This window comes from Bradyrhizobium sp. Mp19, from assembly GCF_029952935.1.
Taxonomy (GTDB): domain Bacteria; phylum Pseudomonadota; class Alphaproteobacteria; order Rhizobiales; family Xanthobacteraceae; genus Bradyrhizobium; species Bradyrhizobium elkanii.
The window spans coordinates 1-24,548 of the sequence record NZ_JASAUT010000021.1 but is presented as its reverse complement, the minus strand read 5'-3'; the positions used below and the strand labels follow the sequence as shown (position 1 = coordinate 24,548).

Here is a 24,548-nt window from a genome sequence, read left to right as displayed (position 1 = left end):
CGCTCGCAATGACGGGAGGAGGCATCCATGGACGACAATCAGCGCCGCGACGACGGCATGACGCAGCGCCGCAAGGTGCTCGGCAATGAATGGGTCGACAAGTCGATCAAGAACCGCAACGCGTTCAACACCGACTTCCAGGACCTGATCACGCGCTATGCGTGGGGCGACATCTGGACCCGGCCGCATTTCGATCACCGCACCCGCCGCGTGCTTGTGATCGGCACCATGGTCGCGCTCGGCCAGTGGGACGAATTCCGCCTGCATGTGCGCGCGGCGCTCGCCGAAGGCGGCTTCACGCCCGAGGACATCAAGGAGATCCTGCTGCAGCAGGCGATCTATTGCGGCGTGCCGGCGGCCAATCACGCCGTCAAGGAAGCCGGCGCAATCATTGCCGAGCTAGGGTTGTTGAAGGGATAGCTCGCTCGCAGGCGCGCCCGCCTCGACGACAGGCGCCTCGACGGCTCGCTTCGGCGAGGTCTCGAACAACATCACGATCGCGGTCCCGAGCAGCATCAGAAGCTCGGATGCATGCATGCGCAGCGCTTCGACCTCGCCGACTTTGGAAGCGATCATCATGCTGGCGAAGCTCAGCACGCTGCCGAGGCAGAGCGCCACCGCCAGCGCCTCGTCGGCGCCGCTGCTGCTCTTGCGCAGCGGAGAGAACGCGGTCATCGCGAGGAAGACGGCGAAGAACGCCACCACGGTGATCCGCGCCAGCGCGAGCAGCCACGCGAGCCGCACCGTCGCCATCTTGCCGAGGTGCAGATAGTCGCTGGCATAGAACGCGATCGACACGCTCGGCCGCTCATAGAGGCCATGGATCGGCGACACCATGATGCTGAAGGCAATGATGGTCCAGACCGGAATGAAATAGGCCGCAAGCAGCGCGCCATTGAAGGAGCTGATCCGCCAGTTGTTCGACATTGCCGCTTCCCGTGCTTCCCGCGCCTTATCCGATCGGCGACGCTTCAGGGCGCGAGCTAACGCCGATCAATTGCCGGCAGCAATTTAAACCCTTTGTTAAGGTTAAGCGCGATGCGATGGTTCCGGATCGATGCGATCGGGGCCCGGCCGGGATCGGCGCGAGATCGGCGCCAGCCGGGATAAAGGGGGTAAAATGACCGAAAGAACGCGCGTTTTCGTCGCAACGCCCTGCTACGGCGGCGATCTGAAGATGGCCTATGTGTTGTCCGCCCTGAAGCTTCAGGCTGCGGCCACGGCCCGGGGCATCGACATCCAGTTCCATCTGATCGGAAACGAATCGCTGATCGTCCGCGCCCGGAACGAATTGGCCCACCAATTCCTTGCATCCGGCGCCAGCCATCTCCTGTTCATCGATGCCGATATCGGGTTCGAACCCGAGTCCGTGTTCCGGCTGCTGGATTGCGGCACTGACGTTTCGGCCGCGGCCTATCCGCTCAAGCACATCGATTGGGCCAAGGTGCAGCGGGCTGCGGAGGCCAAGCGCAAGAACCTCGCGTCATCCTCGCTGGACTATGTCGTCACATGGGAGGGCGACCAGATCACGGCGCGCGGCGACGGCTTCGCCAAGGTCCGATATGCCGGAACCGGCTTTCTCATGATGAAGCGATCCGCCCTCGTCAGACTGTGCGACGCCCATCCCGAACTCAAATATCGGGCGAACCACAAGTCCAACGACTTGAACACCGGCGACCTGGTTCGCGCCGACCTCGACCGCGTGTCGCTGTTCGAATGCATGATCGACAAGACGACCGGCGAGTATTTGTCCGAAGATTACGCGTTCTGCCGGCGCTGGATCGATCTCGGCGGCGAAATCTGGCTCGACCTTCGAAGCGAGCTTACGCATTTCGGTTCGTACGCCTTCCGCGGCCGCTTCGCCGACCAGTTGGCCTGAACAAGACAGCCCAAGCGAAAAGGATTTAAGCCTGAACAAGGAAGGCCTCGCCTTTCGGCGAGGCCTCCCCGCTAGTTCGGCTCAATTGTCCGAATTAGCGCTCCGGATTGGGCTTCTGGCCCTGCCGGCCCGGATCCTGCTGTTGCTGGCCGGGCTTCTGGCCGCCGCCCTGCTGCTGCTGGCCGGGCTTCTGATTGGGGTTCTGGTTCGGCTGTCCCGGATTCTGATTTGGGTTGCTCATTCAGCTACTCCCTTTGCTTTCATCAAGCTGGGGACAACGCGCGCGTCGGAAGCGCGGTTCTCGGGGAACACGGGTTCCGGCGTGATCATTGCAGGGCAAAGCCATGTCGGCCCTGTGACATCGGAACCGCATCCGCCAAACTAGTTATGTACAAGCCCTTTCTGCTGCTGCCACGCTGTTGCCGCGCCCGGGGTTCCACTGTTAGAAAACGACACGACGCGACGGATCAGGCTGCCGGGGCCCTCGCCGCGTCACCCTCGACGTAGCGTTTTCGAGCGAAGTGGGAACCGGTTCGCGTGAAGAAAGCGCGTCCAGATCAACACGAGAGCCTGGTCGGTTCTCAACCGAACAGGCTCTGACGGCAGCGTATGGATTATTTCGCCCAGCAATTGATCAACGGCCTCGTGCTCGGTTCGATCTACGGCCTGATCGCCATCGGCTACACGATGGTCTACGGCATCGTCGGCATGATCAACTTCGCGCACGGCGACATCTTCATGATCGGCGGCTTCATCGCGCTGATCTCGTTCCTGGTGCTGGTGTCGCTCGGCCTCACCGCGATCCCGCTGATCCTGCTGATCGTGCTGCTGGTCTCGATGGCGATCACCGCGCTCTATGGCTGGACCATCGAACGCATCGCCTACCGGCCCTTAAGGCATTCGTTCCGGCTGGCGCCGATGCTGTCGGCGATCGGCATGTCGTTCGTGCTGACCAATTTCTCGCAGGTGTCGCAGGGCGCGCGGGTGAAGCCGGTGCCGCCGATCATCACCGGCGGCTATACGCTGCATGAAGGCTCGTCGGGCTTCGCCGTGCAGCTCTCCAACATCCAGATCATGGTCGTGCTGGCCACCATCGTGGTGCTGGCGCTGTTCACCTGGCTGGTCTCGCGCACCCGGCTCGGACGCGACATGCGCGCCTGCGAGCAGGACCAGACCATGGCCGCGCTGCTCGGCGTCGACGTCGACCGCACCATCTCGATGACCTTCGTGATCGGCGCCGCGCTCGCCGCGGTCGCAGGCATGATGTATCTCTTGTATTACGGCCTGGTCGATTTCTTCATGGGCTTCGTCGCCGGCATCAAGGCGTTCACCGCCGCCGTGCTCGGCGGCATCGGCTCGCTGCCGGGCGCGATGCTCGGCGGGCTCGCGATCGGCCTGATCGAGACGTTCTGGTCGGCCTATTTCTCGGTGGAGTACAAGGACGTCGCCGCGTTCTCGATCCTGATCGTGGTGCTGATCTTCATGCCGACCGGCCTGCTTGGCCGTCCCGAAGTCGAAAAAGTCTGACAGGCACTTCGTGAGCGCGACCTCAGCCCGCCCCTCGCACGCCGCGCAGCCCTCGGGCAGCGCCTTCATTCTCAAGAAAGCCCTGATCAGCGCCCTTGTCGCGCTGGTGCTGTTCTCGCTGATGATCGGCATTCGCACCGAGGCCGGGCCACAGGGCGGCCTGATCTACTGGACGCGGTTCGGCGACCTCGCAGCCCTCGTCGGCGCGGTGTTCGGCGGCAGCATCGTCGTCGAGTTGCTGCGGCAATGGTGGGGACCGGTCGACAAGGACCGCGTCGTGCCGAAGCCGGTGCAATCGGCGATGTCGTTCGCCGGCCGCTGGCTGGCGCCGGCGCTCCTGGTGTTCACGTTCCTCGTGCCTGTCATCTTCTACAACCAGCGCTACATTCTCGACCTGTCGATCCTGGTCCTGACCTATGTGATGCTGGGATGGGGATTGAACGTCGTGGTCGGCCTCGCCGGCCTGCTCGACCTCGGCTATGTCGCCTTCTACGCGGTCGGCGCCTATTCCTACGCATTGCTTGCCACCAATTTCGGATTGTCGTTCTGGGTCTGCCTGCCGCTTGCCGGCATCCTGGCGGCGTTCTGGGGCGTGCTGCTCGGCTTCCCGGTGCTGCGGCTGCGCGGCGACTATCTCGCGATCGTGACGCTCGCCTTCGGCGAGATCATCCGCCTCGTCATCATCAACTGGCAGAGCCTAACCGGCGGCCCCAACGGCGTCTCGGGAATTCCCCGCCCGACCATGTTCGGCATTCCGCTGACGGCGGGTGATGACGGGCTCGCCGCCAAGCTCGGCATCGAATTCTCGCCGACCCACCGCCTCGTCTTCCTGTTCTATCTGATCCTGGCGATGGCGCTGATCACCAACTGGGTGACGATCCGGCTGCGGCGGCTGCCGATCGGCCGCGCCTGGGAGGCGCTGCGCGAGGACGAGGTCGCCTGCCGCGCGCTCGGCATCAACACCACGACGACCAAGCTGACGGCGTTCGCGACCGGTGCGATGTTCGGCGGCTTAGCCGGCGCGTTCTTCGCCACGCGGCAGGGCTTCATCAGCCCGGAATCCTTCACCTTCCAGGAATCGGCGCTGGTGCTGGCGATCGTCGTGCTCGGCGGCATGGGCTCGCAGCTTGGCGTGGCGCTCGCCGCGCTGACCATGATCGGCGGCTTCGAGCTGTTCCGCGGCCTCGATCAATACCGCATGCTGGTGTTCGGCATGGCGATGGTGCTGCTGATGATCTGGCGGCCGCGCGGGCTGATCGGCCATCGCTCGCCGACCGTGTTCCTGGAACGCAACCAGGCGATCTCGTCCGACCTCGTCAAGGAGGGCCACGGATGAGCGGCGACCACATCCTCACCGTCGACCGCCTGATGATGCGCTTCGGCGGCATCGTCGCGGTCAACGAGCTGTCCTTTGCCGCCGAGCGGCGCAAGATCACCGCGCTGATCGGGCCGAACGGCGCCGGCAAGACCACAGTGTTCAACTGCATCACCGGGTTCTACCGGCCGAGCGGCGGCGCGATCCGCCTCGCCCATGACGACGGCCGCACCATCCAGCTCGAGCGGCTGAACGATTTCCGCATCTCCAAGCAGGCCAAGGTGGCGCGCACCTTCCAGAACATCCGGCTGTTTCCCGGCATGACCGCGCTGGAAAACCTGATGGTCGCCCAGCACAACGCGTTGATGCGCGCCTCGGGCCTGACCCTGCTCGGACTGCTCGGCCTGCCGTCCTGGCGCGAGGCCGAGCAGCGCGCCATCGATCTGGCGCGGACCTGGCTCGCGCGCGTCAGCCTGCTCGACCGCGCCGACGATGCCGCTGGCAACCTGCCCTATGGCGACCAGCGCAGGCTCGAGATCGCGCGCGCGATGTGCACTGAACCTGCGCTGCTCTGTCTCGACGAGCCGGCGGCCGGACTGAACGCGCGCGAGAGCGGCGGGCTCAACGAACTGCTGCTGTCGATCCGCAACGAACAGGGCACCTCGATCCTCCTGATCGAGCACGACATGTCGGTCGTGATGGAGATCTCCGATCACGTCGTGGTCATGGATTACGGCGTCAAGATCGCCGAAGGCACGCCGCAGACGGTGCGCGACGACCCCAAGGTGATCGCCGCCTATCTCGGCGCCGACGAGGAAGAGGCGATCGCCGTGATGGAGAGCGGCACGTGAGCGCGGCACAGCCAACGACACCCCTGCTCGCGGTGCGCGGCGTGCGCGCGGCGTATGGCAAGATCGAGGCGCTGAAGGGCGTCGATATCGAGATCAATCGCGGGGAGATCGTCGCCCTGATCGGCGCCAACGGCGCCGGCAAGTCGACGCTGATGATGACGATCTTCGGCAGGCCGCGCGCCCGCGCCGGCGCCATCGAATTCGACGGCCGTGACATCACCGGCGTGCCGACCCACGAGATCGCACGGCTGCGCATCGCACAATCGCCGGAAGGCCGGCGGATCTTTCCGCGCATGAGCGTCGCGGAAAACCTGCAAATGGGCGCCGATGCCACCGAGTGCAGCGAGGCCGAACGCGCAGCCGGGCTGGAGCGGGTGTTCGCGCTGTTCCCGCGCCTGAAGGAACGCGTCGCACAACGCGGCGGCACGCTGTCGGGCGGCGAGCAGCAGATGCTGGCGATCGGCCGCGCCTTGATGAGCCGGCCGCGGCTGTTGATGCTGGACGAGCCCTCGCTCGGGCTCGCGCCGCTGATCGCGCGGCAGATCTTCGACGCCATCCGCACGCTGAACCGGCAGGACGGCCTCACCGTGCTGATCGTGGAGCAGAACGCCAACCACGCGCTGAAGCTCGCCCATCGCGGCTATGTCATGGTCAACGGCCTGATCACGCTGGCCGGAACCGGCGCCGAATTGCTGCAGCGCCCGGAAATCCGCGCCGCCTATCTGGAAGGCGGCCGCCGCGGCTAGCTTAACGTTCCGTGCCGCCCCCGCAAGCAAGACGCGGCGGATGCAGCGTCGATTTGCCTGAAAATTGCCGGTGACTTCGCCGCGAAATCAGCTGAGAATGCCCGCGGTTTTGGGGCCCGGCGTGCCGGGCCCCTCCCGCAAGAGGCAACGACCACGAGGGACGTCTCATGAAATCACTGAAGCTCATCGGCCTGGCACTTGGCGCCTCGTTCGCATTATCGGCGAGCGCGTTCGCGCAAGACATTACCATCGCAGTCGCGGGCCCGATGACGGGCTCCGAATCCGCTTTCGGCCGGCAGATGAAGAACGGCGCCGAGCAGGCGGTCGCCGACATCAACGCCGCCGGCGGCGTGCTCGGCAAGAAGCTCGCGCTGGAAGCCGACGACGATGCCTGCGATCCGAAGCAGGCGCGCTCGATCGCGGAAAAGATCGGCTCTTCGAAGATCCCGTTCGTGGCCGGCCATTTCTGCTCGTCGTCCTCGATCCCGGCCTCCGAGGCCTATGCCGACGCCAACGTGCTGCAGATCACCCCGGCCTCGACCAACCCGCTGTTCACCGAGCGCAAGCTCTGGAACGTGGCGCGCGTCTGCGGCCGTGACGACCAGCAGGGCCTGGTCGCCGCCGACTACATCATGAAGAACTACAAGGGCAAGAACGTCGCGATCCTGAACGACAAGACCACCTACGGCAAAGGCCTCGCCGACGAGACCAAGAAGGCGCTGAACAAGGCCGGCTTCCAGGAGAAGATGTTCGAGTCCTACAACAAGGGCGACAAGGACTTCAACTCGATCGTCTCGCGCCTGAAGCGCGACAACATCGATCTGGTCTATGTCGGCGGCTACCATCAGGAAGCCGGGCTGATCCTGCGCCAGATGCGCGACCAGGGCCTGCAGACCGTGCTGATGGCGGGCGATGCCATGAACGACAAGGAGTTCGCCTCGATCACCGGCCCCGCCGCCGAAGGCACGCTGTTCACCTTCGGTCCGGACCCGCGCAACAAGCCGACCGCGAAGGCGATCGTCGAGAAGTTCAAGGCCAAGAACATCGACCCCGAGGGCTACACGCTCTACACCTACGCCGCGATGCAGGTGTGGACGCAGGCAGTCGCCAAGGCCGGCTCGACCGACGCCAAGAAGGTGATGGACACCATCAAGGCCGGCGAGTGGGACACCGTGCTCGGCAAGATGGCCTTCGACGCCAAGGGCGACATCAAGGCGATCGACTACGTCGTCTACAAGTGGGACGCCAAGGGCAACTACACCGAGATCAATCCGAAGGGCTCCTGATCGACTCCCCATCCTTCGCCGTCATTGCGAGGAGCGAAGCGACGAAGCAATCCATCCTTCCGCGCGATCGGTGATAATGGATTGCTTCGCTTCGCTCGCAATGACGGGGACAGAGTACTAGACGCCCCGGTCCAGCCAGGGCGTTTTGCTTATCCGTCGCGGCTGCTATACCGGATCGATCGGACAGCAGGCGGATGGACCCATCGTGAAAAACCTTCTCACCGATATTGCCGGCGTTGCCGTCGGCCATGCCGACGATCCCACGGTCGCCTCCGGTGTCACCGCCATCCTGTTCGAGCGGTCGGCGGTCGCCTCGATCGATGTGCGCGGCGGCGGTCCCGGCACCCGCGAGGAAGCGCTGCTTTCGCCGCACAACGTCGTCGAGGCAATCGACGCCATCGCGCTGTCCGGCGGCTCGGCGCACGGGCTCGATGCCGCCGGCGGCGTGCAGGCCTGGCTCGCCGAGCGCGGCCGCGGCTTCCGCATCCGCGATGCGGTGATCCCGATCGTGCCGGGCGCGATCTGCTTCGACCTGCTCAACGGCGGCAACAAGGCGTGGGGACGCTTTCCGCCCTATCGCGATCTCGGCTACGCGGCGGCCAATGCGGCCTCTGATGCCTTCGAGCTCGGCAGCGTCGGCGCCGGCCTGGGCGCGACCACGGCCAATCTGAAGGGCGGCCTCGGCTCGGCGTCTGACGTGACCGATGACGGTGTGAAGGTGGCGGCGCTCGCGGTGGTCAACGCGGTCGGCAGCGTCACGGTCGGCAGCGGCCCCTGGTTCTGGGCGGCGCCGTTCGAGGTCGGCGGCGAGTTCGGCGGGCGCGGCCTGCCGCCCTCGTTCACGCCGGACATGCTGAAGCCGCGGCTGAAGGGCGGCGCCGACGCCAGCGCCGCCGAGAACACCACCCTCGTCGTCGTGGTGACCGATGCGCAGCTGACGAAGCCACAGGCGCGGCGGCTTGCGATGATCGCGCAGACCGGCATGGCGCGCGCGATCTATCCGGTGCACGCCCCGCTCGACGGCGACGTGGTGTTTGCCGCCGCGACCGGCGCCAAGCCGATCGATCCGCTGTTCGGCCTCACCAAGCTCGGTGCGCTCGCCGCCAACACGGTGGCGCGCGCCATCGCCCGCGGCGTCCATTCGGCGACCGCGCTGCCATTCGCCGGCGCTTTGCCGAGCTGGCGGGACAGATTCGGTTAGGCGAAGGCCGTGTGCTCCCTCGCCCCGTTCTTACGGGGTCGAGACGAGCCAAGCTCGCTCTTAGAGGATTGCGGTGAGGGGCTGCCTCAGCATCGTGGGTGACAGACGGACTCGCGGAGACTCCCCTCACCCGGAACGCATCTAGCGATGCGTTCCGGCCTCTCCCCGCACGCGGGGAGAGGCGGAGCTCGCGGCTACGCTGTCTCAGATAGCGTAATGTGTTACGCGCTGACCGAGATCGCAGCGAAGTTCTGCGCGGAGATCGCCTTCGCCTGGCGCTGGATCAGCTGCTCGACGATATTGTAGGACGAGGCCGCGTTGAGGGTCGCGGAGGATGCGGCTGGCGTCGTCATCGCCACCTTCGAGCCGTCGGCATAGGTCGTCGTCGTGGTGGTGGAGCCGTCGCTGTTGGTCACCGACGTCGAGGTCGCGCCGTCCAGCGCCTGCATCAAGGGATCTGAGCTCGATCCGCCCGCGCCGCTGCCGGAGCCGGATCCATCGGTCGAGCCAGTGGCCATGTGATGGCGATGATGGCCGCCGCCCTTATGGCTCTGCAATGCCTGCGACATCTCGTCGAGGCTGACGCTACCGTCGCCATTGCTGTCGAGCTTGGAGAACACGTCGTCGGCCTGCGCCGTGTTGGTGCCGCCGGCGCCGAGCGCGTTCTCGAATTCGGACTGGGTGATCTTGCCGTTGCCGTCGGCATCGATCTGCGAGAACAGGTCCTTGAGGGCATCCGACCGGCTGGCCGCCGTCGGGCTGTTTGAAACCGCGGTCTGCGACTGGCTTTGCGCGGAAATCAGCGCGCCCATCGTCAGTGGTGAAATCTGCGCGGAGCCGCTGCCCGAGCCGGTGCCGGTGCTGCTGCCGGTCGACGTCGAGGTACCGGTCGAAGGGGCGAACAGGCCGGTGGTCTGACTCCCCTGACCGGAGCTGCCGGTCTGGGTCGTCGACTTCGACGACATCAGCGAGCTCAAGAGGTCAATGGCCGACGACGCAGCGCCAAGGGCGAACAGCATGGCAATACTCCAACAGGGCCGCGCCTGGCGGCTCAAACGCTGGTCAGTGGCTGAGCAAGGGGCGTGCCATGGCAAAAACCCAGTAAAACCAGGCGGTCCCGCGTCGAAGCGGGTTCCGCGCACCCGGCAAGAGCTGCCGCCGGCGGAAGAATTTTCCGATCCCGGAGCGCCGTCGGTTCGCATTGCCCGCCACGCGTCCGCATGTTAGGCGGGCTCACCCGTCGCCCCCTGAAGTCTTCCGGAACAGCTGACATGACTCAGTCATTCACCCCGCGTCCCCTCGTTATCGCTCCGTCGATCCTGGCGTCGGATTTCTCAAAGCTCGGCGAGGAGGTCCGCGCCGTCGACCAGGCCGGTGCCGACTGGATCCATCTCGACGTGATGGACGGACACTTTGTGCCGAACATCTCCTACGGCCCCGACGTCATCAAGGCGATGCGGCCGCACACCAAGAAGATCTTCGACGCCCATCTGATGATCTCGCCCTGCGATCCCTACCTGGAGGCGTTCGCCAAGGCGGGCTGCGACCACATCACGGTGCATGCCGAGGCCGGCCCGCATTTGCACCGCTCGTTGCAGGCAATCCGCGCGCTCGGCAAGAAGGCCGGCGTCTCGCTCAATCCGGCAACGCCGGCGAGCGCGATCGAATATGTGCTCGACCTGATCGACCTCGTGCTGGTCATGTCGGTCAATCCCGGCTTCGGCGGCCAGGCCTTCATCCGCTCGGCGATCGGCAAGATCAGCGACGTCAGGGCGATGGTCGCGGGCCGCCCGATCGATATCGAGGTCGACGGCGGCGTTGCGCCCGACGTCGCGGGCCAGCTCGCGGCCGCCGGCGCCAACGCCTTCGTCGCGGGGTCCGCCGTGTTCAAGGGCGGCACCGTCGAGGCCTACAAGACCAACATCGCCGCGATCCGCCATGCGGCGGCCGAGGCACGCGGCGAGGCGATCTGATGATCCGGAGAAACTAGAACAACGCGGGCGGCGTGACCGCGGCATTGGCCGCCTGGTCCGCCGCCTCATCGCCCTCGCCGTCCTCCGCTTGCGAGGCCAGCCGCGACGGCCGCACCACGGTCACCGTGCACGGCGCCTCCCCCGCGACCTTGGCGGACACGGTGCCGAGCAGCGCACGCCGCGGCGAGTTCTGCCGCGCGCCGATGATGATGTGGTCGACCAGATTGACCGCGGCGAATTCCAGGATCGCGGCGGCGGGATCGATCGCCTCCAGCACATGCACGGTCAGCCGTCCTTCCTCGAGCCCGAACGGCCGCGCCCAGTGCTGCAGCGCCACCAGGCGGTCGACGTGCTTGTTCTGGCCCTGCTCGTCATGGGTGCGGTCGATCGCCAGGCGATTGAGCTTCAGCACATTCACGCAAGCCAGTCGCGCCGACGGCGAGGTCGACAGCACCCGCTCGGCGGTGACGCGGATGGTGTCGTTCAGCGCCTCGGCTCCCTCGCCGATATCGAGCGCGACAGCAACGATCGGGCTCGAGGCGAGCTGGGCCGCGACATCGGACTTCGGCCGCGGCGGCACCGCGCCGAGATTGAAACGGCGGCGCCAGACCGTGCCGAGCGGATCGCGGCTCAGCCGCTGCGCCCGCGCCGTCAGCTTCACCTGATCGGGATGGCCGAGATCGAAGGCAAGCTGCGCCGCGGTCGGATAGCGCGCCGCGGGGTCGATCTCCAGGCAGCGCAGCACGATCTCCTGCAGCCATGGCGGATAGTCGGGCTTCAGCTGGCGCGGCGGATACGGGTCACGCCACAGCCGCCGGCGCATGCCGCGCAGGCTTTCGGTCTCGCCGAACGGGCGGACGCCGGTGGTGAAAAAGTAGAGCAGCACGCCGAGCGAAAACAGATCGCTGCGCGGATCGTCGCGCACGCCGAGCAGGCGCTCCGGCGCCATGTAGGGCGCGGTGCCGTAAGGCAGGCGAAACTCCTCCTGCAACAGGTCGGGCAGATGGCGGTGGTGCGAGAGGCCGAAATCGATCAGCACCGCCTCGCCGCGCTCGCGGAACATGATGCTGCTCGGCTTGATGTCGTGATGGATGACGTTCTGCCGGTGCAGGCTGGCGAGCGCGGTGGCGACCTTGCCGCCGATCACCCTCGCCTCCTCATACGGCAGCGGCAGCTCGCCGAGCCGCTTGTAGAGCGTCTGCCCGGGGATGCGCTCCATCACCACATAGGCCTGGCGTTCGAAGTCGCCGGTGCCGAAACAGGCCGGCACGTGCGGCCCTGACAGCCGCGGCAGGATCATCTGCTCCATCTCGAAGCTGACGATCGCGGCCGGATCCTCGCCCTCCGAGGTCAGCGGCACCTTCATCAGCAGCGGCACGGTGATGCCGGGATGGGTGACGCTCCACAGCGTCGCCATGCCGCCGCGGTGCACGCGTTCGCCGATGGTGAAGCCGTCGATCTCGGCGCCCGCCTGCATCGCCAGCGCCGCCATCGGCGTCACCGGCCGAGCGGCAGACGGTCGGCGAGCCAGTGCGGCAGGCCGCTCGCCTTGATCCGCGCCGCCGCGGTCGCAACGTCGTAGGGCACGCGATGATAGGTGATCTCGCGGCTTATGGTGTCGAACATCGCAAACGACGCCGCGGGATCGCCGTCGCGCGGTTGGCCGACCGAGCCGAGCACCGCAAGCCAGCGCCGCCCCGGCAGCAACTGAACAGCGATACCCGAAGTCGGAACGAAGCTCGTCATCTTGGCGGTCGAGGACATCGAATAGAGGCCGGGACGATGGATGTGGCCGCAGAACGTGATCTGCAGCTCGGTGGCCATCATGCTGCGCGCGGCGTCGGCGGTGTCGCGAACATAGCGCCATTTCGTGGGCTCCGACGCTTCGGAGTGCACGTAGAGCCTGTTGTCCTCCTGCCGTGACATCGGAAGCTCGGCGAGGAACTCCTTCTGCTCGCCGCTGAGCCGGCCGCGGGTCCAGTCGATCGCGGCCTGCGCTTCGGCATTCATGCTGTCGCTCGGCACGCCGATCGCATTGTCATGATTGCCGCGCACCGCGATCGCGCCCTTCGCGACGAGGTCCATCACCGTATCGACGGCCCATTCCGGATCGGCGCCGTAGCCGACGATATCGCCGAGGCAGATCAGCCGCTCGGCGCCGCGCGCATGCGCAGCGTCGAGGCAGGCGGCGAAAGCCTGCCGGTTGGCGTGAATATCGGCGAACAGTGCAAGCCGCATCGTGTTCCGCGTTGCTGATCCCTATCCGATATCAAGCACACGCGGCCCCGGGCTCGCAATCGGGCCAAAGGCATCAGGTGGTCAGAGGATGTCGGCAGAAAGGGCGGTCAGGGCTTGCAGACCCGCAGGCCCTTCAGCAGCAGGGCCAGCAGCGCATCGATGCGCGACGGACATTCGGGCTTGGCCCATTCCTCGGCATGCGCCGGGTGATGGTAGCGGACGGTGGCGTCGAACACGGCACGCGCGGTCGCCTTCACATTGTCGATCTCGAACACGCCTTGCGCGACACCGTCGGACAGGATTTTCGCGATCAGGTCGACCTGCTTGTCCTTGTAGGCTTCCACCACCTCACGCGCGTCCTGCGCCAGCGCCAGATAGGTCGCGAACATCTCGGGATCGTCACAGACCTTCTTCTGCTTGATCGTGAAGGCGGTGCGCAGCCATTGCTCCAGCCGCTCCGGCGCCGGGCCTGAACCGGCCGCTATCTTGCACAGCGGCTCGTTGGCGCGGTCGAGCCAGCGCTTGGCGACGGCATCGCGCAGCGAGGCTTTGCTGGGGAAGTGACGGTAGACGCTGCCGTGGCTGACATCCAGCGCACGGGCAACGTCGACAACGGTGGCCTTGGTCAGCCCGAAGCGCCTCAAGACATCCTCAGTTGCCTCGAGGATCCGCTCGGGTGTCAAAACCACCGCCTCGTTCATGCGTTTACCGTCTGGTTATCGCTGTCCTGCCCGCGGGTGAACTTGGCGGCCTGGGCGGCCAAGTGGCGGGCGACGCGAAGATTGAGCCACTGTTGAATCTGGGCGGTCAATTGAAAGATTTCTATGGTCATGGAGGTAGTCCTTCGAGGTAGTCAAATTAAGTCCGGCTCCCCGGCCAACGCCGGAACAGCCACTGGGCGCCCTCCTCCCTTGGGGCTGGTGAGTGTATACACCATCCCGCTGACAGATTTCAATATCTGTCAGACAATATTTTGTGAAATGACAGGTTGGGCCTCCGGAAGGGCCCACCCCTGGCTCATGGGCGCTACAACGTTCCGTGAGCAGCCGGGGCGATCTGCCAGTCCGCGCCTATGTCTCGCTCAGGGCTACCCAGGAGAGGTTTGCATGGACCGGCCAATGACCTTGAAGGAGATCGCCAAGATCACCGCGGGCGCGGTGGTCTCGCTCGTCATTGTCGGGTGGCTGATGGTTCTCGCGATCGCATTCCTGACGGTGCTGTAAGCCCGCTCCACCGCGCCGGCCCCTCACCGTGCCCTGCCGCCGGAATCGAAAGGGGCCGCTTCACGCAGCGGCCCCTTTGCCGGGAAAAATGGCTTGGGGATAAAATCTAGCCCCGGTTAGCCCCAAGACTACACACTTCAGGGAATTGAGGAATTCCGGATGATTACTGTCCACCCCGCTGACTGATTATTGCCGATCCCTATTTTTATGCCACCCTCCTGGGCAGGCATCCCGCTATTGCTGCGCGTCCTTGGGCGGCATCCGGGGCGGCGGCAGCGGCGTGAACACCGACCCTTGCGCGCCGGCCGGCGGGGCCACGAACGTCCCCGTGGTGGAATCACCGCCGGTGGTCTCCACGATCGTCTTCGGCGTGATGTACTCCCTGACGAAGTCCATGATGGTGCCGTCGCCGCCGCCGAAATCCGCCGCCCGCCCGCCTTGCGGATGCCCGGCCTTGATCTCGTTCTCGGCGGTGTGGGTCTGCTCCGCCAACGCCTCGCTATAGGGAATGCGGAAAGCGCGCGGGATCGCGCTCGGCCGGTTGTCCTCGTCGAGCTCCTCGACCCAGAGATAGATCGAGCCCGAGTCGCCCTCCAGCGAATGCGGCTCCACGATCCGCGTCGACAGCAGCTTGAAGTTCGCCGGCAATTTTTCCGCGGACGCCCAGCCGAGCAGACCGCGCATGCCGCCGAAGCTGACGAAGTAGAACGCGCTGGTCACGACGATGACGACAGCCTTCAGCGACCAGTGCAGTCGCGCATAGACCAGCACGATCAGGAGCAGCGCACCGACCACCGCGTATGCGACCGCAAGCGTGAGAATGACCGACTGCAAGCTAATCATTGCGGAGCACCCTGACGCCGCTTTTCGGGACACCGGTTTTCGGATCGAGGTCGCCGCCGTTGCGCCAACTGCTGCGGAAGGTCTCGAGCAGCGACTTCGGCCGCCGGTCCACGTTGATCACCTTGCCCTCGGCGTCGAGACGAAACCTGACCGCGGTCTTCTCGTCGCCCGTGTGATCGACGGTCAGCTTGTCGTCGAAGATCACCTGCGCCGTCGGATTGAGCTTCTGCACCTTCACATTGGCCTGCACCGGCTCGCCGGTCGTCGCCTGGAAATGCGAGACGTTGACGGTGTATTCGCCGGCGACGACGCCGCGCAGCGTGACGATCTCCTCGCGGATTGGCGAGGCGATCTTCTTGCCGTTGACGATGATGAAGTCGTTGGCGCCACCACGATCGTCGCGATCGAGCGTCAGGAAGCCGGCTTCGCGATGCCGGTACCAGGCGATGTTGCCGGCCGGATCCTGCACGAACAGGTCGAGATCGTCAGGATGGTTGTCCGGCCAGTCCATCGTGATGATGAACTCCGCCTTGGATTCGATCTTGCCTTCCTTGGAGTCCGGCGACACCGCAAGCAGCGCCAGGAAGAACAGGAAGGCGATGACCTGCAGCGCCTTGAATAGCATCACGCCGAGCGGATCGAACGGCTCCTCGCGCGGATAGAGCCCGAACTCATCCATCATGACGGCGTACCAAGGCGACGTTCCAGGGCCGGCGTGACGTGCGTCTCGGTCAGCACGACGGCGTCGGAAAACACCCGCTGGGTCGCAGAATCGAGCATGTAATACTGGATCCGCACCAGGATCGATCCAATCAGTCCGGCCAGCGTCGTGTACATCGCGACCGCCATGCCGTCGCTCATCAGGCCCATCGACGATTTCATCGCGACCTTGTCGGCGGCATCCAGCGAAGCGATCGGCGCCAGCATGATGATGAAGCCGATGATGGTGCCGAGCAGGCCGAGCTTCATCAGCGTGTCGGAGACGAAGGCGCCAAAGCCGTTGGACCCGCGCAGCCGGTCCGCCAGCGTCCGCAGCAGCAGGGTCTGGTCGATGCGCCCCTTGGCCTGCGCCTCGGCTTTCTGCACCAGGCTTTTGATGTGATCGGTGACGAGCCCGCCGGGCAGGCCGCGCGCATCCGATGCAAGCGCCCCTGATGCAAGGATCCTGGCGCCATCGGGCGCGGCGAGGATGGTGCGGCAGGAGCGCGCGACCTCCCCTTCCCGCGCGATCGCCCGCGTCCGCCAGAAGCAATGGATGCAGGTGACGATGTAGAGGACGGCGATGACGCTGGAAATGTAGGTGCGGTCGGAACTGATCATGAGGCGGATCAGCCCGTAGCGCCACAGCAGGAAGGCGGCGAACACCGAAAGGCCGGTGAAGATCATCCAGAGCAGCAGGGCGCTGCGCTCCGCCGCGTCCGTGCCGGCCGATGCGGCCGCGACGTCGACCTTGGCATCCATGCTGCGTGAGCTCCCTGTGTTCCGTGAGGCTCCGCGCGGGCCTCACGTTCCGTTAGAGCAGAGCCGGCCTGCGCCGTCCAAAGACATCTGCCCAGATTTCGTCGGGCAAATTTCCCGACCTGCATAGCTTCGCATGCTTGCGATTGGCGGGGAACAGCGGTGCTGTTAGCATCGCACCTCTCGTTTGAGCATGACCAGCCGCGTCTCTCCGTTCCGGATCATGCTCTGGCCGTGGAGTGATCGCATGCGCCTCGTGCTTCAACTGGTCGCCCGCCTGCTCGTGATCGTCGCGCTATGCCTCGGCGCAGCCACCGTCTGGGCCACGATCGACGCCTATCGCAGCGTCGATCGCGCCACGCAGGCGTCCGCCGAGCGGGTTTCGCAATCGCTCGAAGCGCTGTACTGGCGCGAATTGCTGCTGCGCAGCAACCGGATGCGCGAGCAATTGCTGCCGGCACCGGACTGGCGCACCATCGAAACCATGGGCCTGATCGCGCCCGGGATCTGCGTGCAGTTCGAACCGGCCGGCGCCTTCGAGAAGCCGCTCTGCGGCCAGAGCAAGGGGATCGGCAAGGCGCCGCCGCGCTGGTTCGCGGCCACCGTGCAGATGGTGCTCGGCGATCACGCCACCGTGGAGCGGCCGATCAGCGCCCGCGCCGCGACCGCGGGAACCGTCCGCGCCATCGCCGATCCGGACGCCGCGATCGCGCTCGCCTGGCAGCACATTCTCGACAACATCCATGTCGCGCTGTTGATGGCGCTCGCCATCGCGCTGCTCGCTTCGCTTGCGATCGCGCACACGCTGGCGCCCGCTCACTCGATCGTGTCGGCGCTGCGGCGCATGGCCGACGGCGAGTACCGTACGCCGCTGCCGCGCGTCCGCTCGATGGAGCTCGCAATGATCGGGCGTGCGGTCAGCGATCTCGGCGACCGCCTCGCGCTTGCCGAGGAGGAGCGCACGGTGCTGACCCGGCGGCTGCTCGAAATCCGCAACGACGAACGCCGCACGCTGGCGCGCGAGCTGCACGATGAGTTCGGCCAGAATCTCACCGCGATCCTCGCCTTCGCCAACACGATCGAGGCAAGCGCCGGGGACAAGTATGCCGCCGGCACCGAAATTGCGCAGGATGCACGGATGATCTCGCAGGCGACGCGCCGCATCATGGCGTGCCTGCGCGATACACTGAACCGGCTGCGCCACCCGCCGGCCGAGGAGCTCGGGCTGGAGGCAAGCCTGGTCGATCTCGTCGACAGCTGGCGGTCGCGCACGGCGCAGCCGATGATCCAGCTCGATTTGCAGGGCGACCTTGCCGACATCAGCGGCACGGTCGCCGCCACCGCCTATCGCGTCGCGCAGGAATGCCTGACCAATGCGCTGCGCCACAGCTCGGCGCGCGAGATCGTGCTGCGGATCGAGCGGCGGACCGGAAGCGAGAACGCCCTGCTGGTGCGCGTCGAGGATGATGGCGGCGGCGATGCGGCCAAGGTGGCGCAATCCGCGGGCTTCGGCCTCACCGGCGTCAGCGAGCGCGTCACAGCCCTCGGCGGCTCGCTGTCGATCGCGCGCGCCAGCCGCGGCCTGTCGGTCGCCGCCACGATCCCGCTCGCCGCCTGAGATGACAACCGTGACTACCCGCGGCATCTCGATCCTGCTGGTGGACGATCATCCGGTCGTCCGCCAGGGCTACCGGCGCGTGCTCGAGCATCAGGACGATTTCCGCGTGGTCGCCGAAGCCGACAACGCCGCCAATGCCTATCGCGCGTTCAAGTCGCACCAGCCCGATGTAGTGGTGATGGACATTTCGATGCCGGGTGCCAGCGGACTGGAGGCGATCCGCAACATCCGCGCGCGCGACGCCGACGCGCGCATCCTCGTCTTCAGCATGCACAGCGAGGCGGCACAGGTGAAGGCGGCATTCGGCGCCGGCGCCAGCGGCTTCGTCACCAAGGGCAGCGAACCGGCCGAGCTGATCGCAGCGATCCGCTCGGTGGCGCGCGGCGAGCATGCAATGAGCGACGACGTCGCGCGCGTGCTGGCGCTGGAGAGCCTGGTGCCGACCCGATCGGCGCTCGACCAGCTCGGCGAGCGGGAGATCGAAATCCTCCGGCAGCTGGCGGCCGGCAGCACCAAGGAGCAGATCGCCGCCAACCTCAACCTCAGCACCAAGACCGTGCAGAACTATCACTACCTCATCAAGGCCAAGACCGGCATGCGGACCGACGCCCAGCTGGTCCGCCTCGCCGTCGAATGCGGGCTGGCGAATTTGTGAACTTCGTAGCCCGGATGCAGCGCAGCGAAATCTGGGGACTGCGCACGCGAATGATCCCGGATTGCGCGGAGCCTGTCATCGGACGCGCGTTCGCGCGACCCGTTGGCCCCATCGGGGCTACTGACGCCATTCCGCGTGACAAGTCGGCGGGTTACGCTACGCTGCGCCACCCACCAAAGCTCACAAGAAACGGACGCTCCCCATGCCCATCGTCAATCGCGTTGCCGCCCTCTCGGATGAAATGGCCGCCTGGCGCCATGACTTCCATGAGAATCCTGAACTGCTCTACGAAGTCCATCGCACCGCCGGCATCGTCGCCGAGAAGCTGCGCGAGTTCGGCTGCGACGAGGTGGTGACGGGGATCGGGCGCACCGGCGTGGTCGGCGTGATCCGCGGCCGCAAATCAACATCGGGAAAGACCATCGGCCTGCGCGCCGACATGGACGCGCTGCCGATCGCGGAGGCCTCGGGCGTCGCCTATGCCTCGAAGATTCCCGGCAAGATGCACGCCTGCGGCCATGACGGCCACACCGCGATGCTGCTCGGTGCCGCCAAATATCTTACCGAGACGCGCAATTTCGACGGCACCGCGGTCGTGATCTTCCAGCCCGCCGAGGAAGGCGGCGCCGGCGGCAAGGCGATGGTCGACGACGGGCTGATGACCCGCTGGGGCATCCAGGAGGTCTATGGCCTGCACAACATGCCGGGGCTGCCCGAGGGTTACTTCGCGACCACGCCGGGCGCGATGCTGGCCTCGTCGGATACGTTGAAGATTGTCGTCCACGGCAAGGGCGGCCACGCCGGCGCCGCTCCGCACGAGGCGGTCGACAGCGTGCTGATCGGTGCCCAGATCATCAATGCGCTGCAGTCGATCGTATCGCGCAATGTCGACCCGCTGAAATCGGCTGTCATCTCGATCACCATGTTCGAGGCCGGCACCGCGTTCAACGTGATCCCGGAGACCGTGACGCTGGGCGGCACCGTGCGCACGCTCGATCCCGGTGTGCGCGACCTGGTCGAGCGCCGGATCAGCGAGGTCGCCTCCAGCATCGCCAAGGCCTATGGCGGCTCGGCCGAGACGGATTATGGACGCATGTATCCGGTGACGTTGAACCACGCGCGCGAGGCCGGCGTCGCCGCCGAGGTCGCCCGCGATGTGGTCGGCGCCGACCGCGTCAACGACAATCTGGTGCCGGTGATGGGCGCCGAGGATTTCGCGTTCATGCTGGAAGCGCGCCCCGGCGCGTTCGTCTTCCTCGGCATGGGCGACGGTCCGATGTGCCACCACCCCGCCTACAAGTTCAACGACAACATCCTCGGCCACGGCGCCTCCTACTGGGTGCGCCTGGTCGAGAAGCAGATGCCGGCCGGCTAGCGCCGCTCATGCAGCCACGGCCCGGTCGCTCACTTCGCGACCGGGCTGCCAGCTTTCACAGGCGCGGCTGCTGTTGCGTGGTGCAGTGGATGCCGCCGCCACCGGCGGCGATGCCATCGATGTTGAGCTGGATGATTTCCCGGTCCGGGTACAGGTCGCGCAACTTGTCGCGCGCGTTGCGGTCCGCCGCCGGGTCACCGAATTCCGGCGCGATCACGGCACCGTTGCAGACGTAGAAATTGATGTAACCGGCGGCGAAGTCCTTGCTGCTGTGCTTCGGACGCACCGTCGACGGGCCCTGCAACACCACGACATCCAGGCGCCGGCCCTTCGCATCAACAGCGCCGCGCAACAAATCGAGGTGTCGTTTGGTCACCGCATGATCGAACGACGACGGGTCCGGTTCCAGGCCGGCTACGACAACGCCGGGACTGGCAAATCGCGCGTAGAAGTCGGTATGTCCGTCTGTGATGTCCTTGCCGGCGATGCCGGGCAGCCAGATGATCTTGTCCAGTCCGAGCAGGCGAGACAATTCGTCTTCGCATTTTGCCTTGGAGACGTCGGGATTGCGATTTCGGTTGAGGACGCAGCTCTCGGTGATGATGGCCGTCCCCTCACCGTCGACCTCGATCCCGCCGCCTTCCAGCACCAGATCGGCCTTCAAGAAGATTGCCTGCGCGGCTCGGGCCAGATGCTCTGCAACCCTGGCATCGCGTGCATATAGATGCTGCTTGCGTGCATACGGTTGCGGCTTGTTGCCCCAGCCGTTGAAATTGAAACCGACGGCGCCGAGCTGCCCGGCAGAATTGGTCACAAAGGCCGGTCCCGTGTCGCGCAGCCACACATCATCGAGCGGTTGAACGACGAGGCTGACCGAGGGACCGCACAGCCGCGCGGCGATGTCGTAGTCCTCCTCGCGCACGAGCATCTTCACCGGCTCATAGACCGCGATTGCCTTGGCAACGCTGGCGAGATTATTTCTGATGACGGGAAGGAGCTTCGTGCCCCAGAGCTCCACGTCCGGCGCCGAAGGCCATCCAGGTGGCGGCATGCGGGGCGCCCTCGTCCGGCATACGCCAGTTCGTTTGATGTCGTGCAGAATCGTTCATGAGCATTCGAACCGCGATGGCCGCCCCCGTTCGTCACAGGGTAACGCAGGTGTCCCCGCGCGGGCGACCATTTTGGAACGCACCGAGCCGGCCGCCCATGCCTAGCGGGCGGGGTCGATTTCGCTTGTCCCCATCATCCGCGCGGCGACACGGTCGCGCTTGACGAAGTGGTGGAAGGCGACCGCGGCGAGGTGCAGCACGATCAGCGCCAGCAAGACATAGGCGAAGAAGATGTGGCGATCCTCAAAGGCATCCGCCGCCGCCTTGTCGGGCGAGGTGATCTGGGGAACGTGAAACAGGCCGAAGAAGCTCGAATAATCCTCGGCGCGGGCGCCGGAATGCGCCCACCCCAGCATCGCCACCAGGATGGTGACGGCATAGAGCGCGCCGTGGCTGACGCGGGCGGCGATCCGCTGCCAGGCGGGCATGTCGGCCGGCAGCGCCGGCGTCGGGTTAAGGCCGCGCCAGACCAGCCGCAGCACGGTGAGCAGCAGCACCAGGTAGCCGATATCGGCGTGGATCGAGCGGTAGAAGAACTTGTCCGCCCGCGCCGGGACGTGGTTCATCCACCAGCCATAGGCCAGCATGCCGATGATGGCGATGCCGAGCCCCCAGTGGAACGCGCGGGCGAGCGAGCCCCAGCTCGCGGCGGTATTGCGGATCATGTCGCGTGGCCCCCTTGCGGCCGCATTTTTGGATTTCACACGTCGTAGCAATAGTTTGCCGTGATACTTGCAGCTATCGGTCAAGGCCATGTGAAATTCCCGGCTTCACCGCCTTTTGTCGGCCGAAGCGGTCGGATAGCCAAAAACAACTGAATGGTAACCCTGCTTCGGATAGAGTTTTCGCGTGTCCACTCCCCCGACCATCCTTGTGTTCGATTCCGGCCTCGGCGGCCTCACCGTGCTGCGCGAGATCGTCCGCGCCCGGCCCGACGCGCATTACGTCTATGTCGCCGACGACGCCTTCTTCCCCTATGGCCACCATGGCGAGGACGAGATCATCGCCCGCGTGGTGCCGCTGGTCGGTGAGCTGATCGCGGCCCACGCGCCCGACCTCGTCGTGATCGCCTGCAACACGGCATCCACGCTGGTCATGTCGCATCTGCGCGACGCCTATCCTTTGCCCTTCGTCGGCACCGTGCCGGCGATCAAGCCGGCCTGCGCCTCGTCGAAAACGAAGCGCGTGTCGGTGCTCGGCACAAAGGGCACCGTGAAGCGCGAATATACCCGCAAGCTGATCTCCGACTTTGCGCAGGGCTGCGAGGTGACGCTGGTCGGCTCCGGCGAGCTCGCCTCCCTGGCGGAGGCCGCCCTCAGCGGCGCGAGCGTGCGCGACGAGGACATCGCGGCCGAGCTCGCGCCCTGCTTCGTCGGCGATGGCGCCCACGACCCTGCCCGCACCGACACCATCGTGCTCGCCTGCACGCATTATCCGCTGCTGCTGGAACGCCTCACCCGGCTCGCACCCTGGCCGGTCGACTGGATCGATCCGGCGCCGGCGATCGCACGCCGCGTCGCCGACCTGCTCGGCCCGGCCCGCCACGAGAGCGACCAGGCCGGCGCCGAGATGATCTTCACCTCGAAGCGCCCGCACGCGCTGACGGAAGCCTTGACGCCATTCTTCGGCGGCCGCGTCCCGGCCTGATCCTTTTCGCCGTCACAACGCGCTGCTAGCCTCTGCTCTCCTTCGAGGGAGGACCGAATTTGACCGCAGCCCCGCTGACGCCACTCAATCGCCTGCGCAAGCAGTGGCGCGACAAGCGCCCGACCTTCGGCGCGATCGCGACCATTCCGAGCATCCAGACCGTGCAGATCATGGCGCAGTCGCTGGACTGGATCATCGTCGATCTCGAGCACGGCCCGATCGATCTCGGCACCGCCCATGCGATGATCGTGGCGACCTCTGGCACGCCCTGCGTGCCGATGGTGCGGATCGCCGCCAACGAGCCGCATCTCGCCAAGGCACCGATGGACATCGGCGCGCTCGGCATCAATTTTCCGATGATCTGCAACGCAAGCGATGCGGTGAAGGCGGTGCGCAGCGTGCGCTACCCGCCGAAGGGCGACCGGCTCTGGGGACCGTTCCATGCGCCATTCCGCTGGGGCGTCTCGATGAACGACTACATGGCGACCGCTGACGACGACATGATCTGCATGATCACGATCGAGCATGTCGATGCGGTGAACCGCATCGACGAGATCATGGCGACGCCGGGCATTGACCTCGCGGTGATTGGCCCCGGCGATCTCGCCACCTCGATCAACAAGCGCGGTCTGCCCGACGATCCCGAAGTGGTCGCGCTGATGCAGCGCGCCGAACAAGGCATCATGAAAAGCGGCGTGCCGATCGGCGGCGTCGCGCGCACCGCCGAGCAGGCCAATGCGATGATCGAGCGCGGCTACCTCGCGCTCGCGCTGGGCTTCGACTGGTCGCTGTTCCAGCGCGGCATTGCGGCTGCGTTCGCGGGGATCAAGCGGTAGGCGTCAACGCGGCCGCGCGGCGCTCCGCTCGTTCACAGCTGCCGGCGAGCAGGTTCCCGTCACGTCGAGAAGGAACCGCGGCGCAACTTCCGGCGCCGCGCCCGCGATGGAGTGAACAGTACGCATCACCATTGCCGAGACAGCTCGTTCGCCTGAGTAGCTCATGAATATGCGGCGCAAACCCGCGCTGTTGGATGAACGGACTAATCCCAACGTCGCAAGTGCACATCACACATCGCCCGCTTTCCGCCGCGATTCCGCGCTGCTAGAGTTTTGCGGGTTGGGAGGAAAATGCATGTTCAGGAAATTACTGCTTGGTCTCACCGTGATTGCGCTTGCCGGTGCCGGCGCTGCCTTTGCGCAGCAGAGCGGCATCAAGCGGACGCCGCTGCAGAAGGTCGATTTTCCGCCGGGCTACAACACGGTCACCGCGATCGCCGAGGTTCCGGCCGGGGGTGCGTCGGGGCGTCACACCCATCCCGGCGCTGAAACCGGCTATGTGCTCGAAGGCGAGCTCGAACTTCTGATCGACGGCAAGCCGCCGTTGAAGCTGAAGGCGGGCGATTCCTACCAGATCCCGGAAGGTGCGGTGCACGACGCCAAGACGTCCGGCGACAAGCCGCTCAAGGTGCTCGGCGTCTACGTGGTCAAGGCCGGCGAGCCGTTGGCAAAACCAGCGCCGTGAGCAGAACCCCTTCCATGTCCTTTTGCAAGGAAAAAGACGCGAAGCACCCGTCACCGCACCAGAGGTGCGGTGTTGAGCACGAT

Annotated in this window: 27 protein-coding genes; 15 read left to right on the top strand and 12 right to left on the bottom strand. The window is 65.9% G+C overall.

The genetic code is table 11. The annotated features are described in order from the left end of the window. Window positions 1–27 precede the first annotated feature (27 nt). Entirely contained in the window at window positions 28–420 is a 393-nt protein-coding gene (locus QJT82_RS22510) for a carboxymuconolactone decarboxylase family protein (RefSeq protein ID WP_028339924.1), read from the top strand. On the opposite strand, the gene QJT82_RS22505 is transcribed toward QJT82_RS22510, so the two are convergent. After that, a complete protein-coding gene (locus QJT82_RS22505; RefSeq protein WP_028339923.1) occupies window positions 400–927 on the bottom strand; it encodes a hypothetical protein in 528 nt (175 codons plus the stop codon). The genes QJT82_RS22510 and QJT82_RS22505 overlap by 21 nt on opposite strands. Before the next feature lie 193 nt (window positions 928–1,120). Between QJT82_RS22505 and QJT82_RS22500 the strand changes: the two genes are divergently transcribed. After that, window positions 1,121–1,879 (top strand): hypothetical protein, encoded by a 759-nt coding sequence (locus tag QJT82_RS22500; protein ID WP_028339922.1) that lies wholly within the window; start codon window positions 1,121–1,123, stop codon window positions 1,877–1,879. 94 nt (window positions 1,880–1,973) lie between these two features. Here QJT82_RS22500 and QJT82_RS22495 read toward each other — a convergent pair whose 3' ends face one another. After that, window positions 1,974–2,120: a hypothetical protein gene (locus QJT82_RS22495; protein WP_162832451.1), complete on the bottom strand. Its 147-nt coding sequence runs from the start codon at window positions 2,118–2,120 to the stop codon at window positions 1,974–1,976. A gap of 368 nt (window positions 2,121–2,488) precedes the next feature. On the opposite strand from QJT82_RS22495, the gene QJT82_RS22490 reads away from it, so the two are divergent. The 6 genes from QJT82_RS22490 (at window position 2,489) to QJT82_RS22465 (ending at window position 8,805) form a co-directional block, all read left to right on the top strand. Beyond that, on the top strand, window positions 2,489–3,406 hold the full coding sequence (locus tag QJT82_RS22490; RefSeq protein WP_028339921.1) for a branched-chain amino acid ABC transporter permease: 918 nt from the start codon (window positions 2,489–2,491) through the stop codon (window positions 3,404–3,406). A 10-nt stretch (window positions 3,407–3,416) separates the two neighbouring features. After that, on the top strand, window positions 3,417–4,742 hold the full coding sequence (gene livM, locus QJT82_RS22485; RefSeq protein ID WP_028339920.1) for a high-affinity branched-chain amino acid ABC transporter permease LivM: 1,326 nt from the start codon (window positions 3,417–3,419) through the stop codon (window positions 4,740–4,742). Further along, window positions 4,739–5,572: an ABC transporter ATP-binding protein gene (locus tag QJT82_RS22480; RefSeq protein ID WP_028339919.1), complete on the top strand. Its 834-nt coding sequence runs from the start codon at window positions 4,739–4,741 to the stop codon at window positions 5,570–5,572. Before livM ends, QJT82_RS22480 begins: the two co-directional genes overlap by 4 nt. Continuing rightward, window positions 5,569–6,318: an ABC transporter ATP-binding protein gene (locus tag QJT82_RS22475; protein ID WP_028339918.1), complete on the top strand. Its 750-nt coding sequence runs from the start codon at window positions 5,569–5,571 to the stop codon at window positions 6,316–6,318. The genes QJT82_RS22480 and QJT82_RS22475 overlap by 4 nt, the downstream gene beginning before the upstream one ends. A 167-nt stretch (window positions 6,319–6,485) precedes the next feature. Further along, on the top strand, window positions 6,486–7,604 hold the full coding sequence (locus tag QJT82_RS22470; RefSeq protein ID WP_028339917.1) for a branched-chain amino acid ABC transporter substrate-binding protein: 1,119 nt from the start codon (window positions 6,486–6,488) through the stop codon (window positions 7,602–7,604). Window positions 7,605–7,809: 205 nt separating this feature from the next. Further along, window positions 7,810–8,805 carry a P1 family peptidase gene (locus QJT82_RS22465; protein WP_028339916.1) on the top strand — a complete coding sequence of 332 codons (996 nt, stop codon included), beginning with the start codon at window positions 7,810–7,812 and terminating at the stop codon, window positions 8,803–8,805. A 221-nt stretch (window positions 8,806–9,026) separates the two neighbouring features. On the opposite strand, the gene QJT82_RS22460 is transcribed toward QJT82_RS22465, so the two are convergent. Beyond that, window positions 9,027–9,824: an EF-hand domain-containing protein gene (locus tag QJT82_RS22460; protein WP_028339915.1), complete on the bottom strand. Its 798-nt coding sequence runs from the start codon at window positions 9,822–9,824 to the stop codon at window positions 9,027–9,029. Window positions 9,825–10,076: 252 nt separating this feature from the next. Here QJT82_RS22460 and rpe point away from each other — a divergent pair, with 252 nt between their 5' ends. After that, window positions 10,077–10,778, top strand: a complete 702-nt coding sequence (gene rpe, locus QJT82_RS22455; RefSeq protein WP_028339914.1) for a ribulose-phosphate 3-epimerase — start codon at window positions 10,077–10,079, stop codon at window positions 10,776–10,778. 13 nt (window positions 10,779–10,791) lie between these two features. Here rpe and QJT82_RS22450 read toward each other — a convergent pair whose 3' ends face one another. The 7 genes from QJT82_RS22450 to QJT82_RS22420 form a co-directional block, all read right to left on the bottom strand. Continuing rightward, a complete protein-coding gene (locus QJT82_RS22450; RefSeq protein ID WP_028339913.1) occupies window positions 10,792–12,270 on the bottom strand; it encodes a bifunctional serine/threonine-protein kinase/universal stress protein in 1,479 nt (492 codons plus the stop codon). 5 nt (window positions 12,271–12,275) lie between these two features. After that, window positions 12,276–13,016, bottom strand: coding sequence for a metallophosphoesterase family protein (locus QJT82_RS22445; protein WP_028339912.1), 741 nt, complete (start codon window positions 13,014–13,016; stop codon window positions 12,276–12,278). A 107-nt stretch (window positions 13,017–13,123) separates the two neighbouring features. Beyond that, entirely contained in the window at window positions 13,124–13,717 is a 594-nt protein-coding gene (locus QJT82_RS22440; protein ID WP_028339911.1) for a TetR family transcriptional regulator, read from the bottom strand. Further along, window positions 13,714–13,848, bottom strand: coding sequence for a hypothetical protein (locus tag QJT82_RS22435; RefSeq protein WP_016843141.1), 135 nt, complete (start codon window positions 13,846–13,848; stop codon window positions 13,714–13,716). The genes QJT82_RS22440 and QJT82_RS22435 overlap by 4 nt, the downstream gene beginning before the upstream one ends. Before the next feature lie 625 nt (window positions 13,849–14,473). Continuing rightward, on the bottom strand, window positions 14,474–15,082 hold the full coding sequence (locus QJT82_RS22430) for a hypothetical protein (RefSeq protein WP_028339910.1): 609 nt from the start codon (window positions 15,080–15,082) through the stop codon (window positions 14,474–14,476). Then, entirely contained in the window at window positions 15,075–15,764 is a 690-nt protein-coding gene (locus QJT82_RS22425) for a hypothetical protein (RefSeq protein ID WP_028339909.1), read from the bottom strand. Before QJT82_RS22425 ends, QJT82_RS22430 begins: the two co-directional genes overlap by 8 nt. Beyond that, window positions 15,761–16,543 carry a MotA/TolQ/ExbB proton channel family protein gene (locus tag QJT82_RS22420; protein ID WP_028339908.1) on the bottom strand — a complete coding sequence of 261 codons (783 nt, stop codon included), beginning with the start codon at window positions 16,541–16,543 and terminating at the stop codon, window positions 15,761–15,763. The genes QJT82_RS22425 and QJT82_RS22420 overlap by 4 nt, the downstream gene beginning before the upstream one ends. 244 nt (window positions 16,544–16,787) lie before the next feature. Between QJT82_RS22420 and QJT82_RS22415 the strand changes: the two genes are divergently transcribed. The 3 genes from QJT82_RS22415 to QJT82_RS22405 all read left to right on the top strand — a co-directional run bounded on the left by QJT82_RS22415 (window position 16,788) and on the right by QJT82_RS22405 (window position 20,188). After that, on the top strand, window positions 16,788–18,158 hold the full coding sequence (locus tag QJT82_RS22415; RefSeq protein WP_028339907.1) for a histidine kinase: 1,371 nt from the start codon (window positions 16,788–16,790) through the stop codon (window positions 18,156–18,158). 1 nt (window position 18,159) lies between these two features. After that, window positions 18,160–18,813 (top strand): response regulator transcription factor, encoded by a 654-nt coding sequence (locus QJT82_RS22410; protein WP_028339906.1) that lies wholly within the window; start codon window positions 18,160–18,162, stop codon window positions 18,811–18,813. A 202-nt stretch (window positions 18,814–19,015) separates the two neighbouring features. Then, window positions 19,016–20,188 (top strand): M20 aminoacylase family protein, encoded by a 1,173-nt coding sequence (locus QJT82_RS22405; protein ID WP_028339905.1) that lies wholly within the window; start codon window positions 19,016–19,018, stop codon window positions 20,186–20,188. Between the two features lie 55 nt (window positions 20,189–20,243). Here the strand turns inward: QJT82_RS22405 and QJT82_RS22400 are convergent, their stop codons facing one another. Both QJT82_RS22400 and QJT82_RS22395 read right to left on the bottom strand, forming a co-directional pair. Then, a complete protein-coding gene (locus QJT82_RS22400; protein ID WP_281446656.1) occupies window positions 20,244–21,206 on the bottom strand; it encodes an agmatine deiminase family protein in 963 nt (320 codons plus the stop codon). Window positions 21,207–21,398: 192 nt separating this feature from the next. Beyond that, window positions 21,399–21,962 (bottom strand): cytochrome b, encoded by a 564-nt coding sequence (locus QJT82_RS22395; protein ID WP_028339904.1) that lies wholly within the window; start codon window positions 21,960–21,962, stop codon window positions 21,399–21,401. Between the two features lie 184 nt (window positions 21,963–22,146). Between QJT82_RS22395 and murI the strand changes: the two genes are divergently transcribed. The 3 genes from murI (at window position 22,147) to QJT82_RS22380 (ending at window position 24,465) form a co-directional block, all read left to right on the top strand. Then, a complete protein-coding gene (gene murI / locus QJT82_RS22390; RefSeq protein WP_028339903.1) occupies window positions 22,147–22,944 on the top strand; it encodes a glutamate racemase in 798 nt (265 codons plus the stop codon). Window positions 22,945–23,003: 59 nt separating this feature from the next. After that, window positions 23,004–23,780: an aldolase/citrate lyase family protein gene (locus QJT82_RS22385; RefSeq protein WP_028339902.1), complete on the top strand. Its 777-nt coding sequence runs from the start codon at window positions 23,004–23,006 to the stop codon at window positions 23,778–23,780. Window positions 23,781–24,075: 295 nt separating this feature from the next. Beyond that, window positions 24,076–24,465: a cupin domain-containing protein gene (locus QJT82_RS22380; protein WP_028339901.1), complete on the top strand. Its 390-nt coding sequence runs from the start codon at window positions 24,076–24,078 to the stop codon at window positions 24,463–24,465. Window positions 24,466–24,548: the final 83 nt, after the last annotated feature.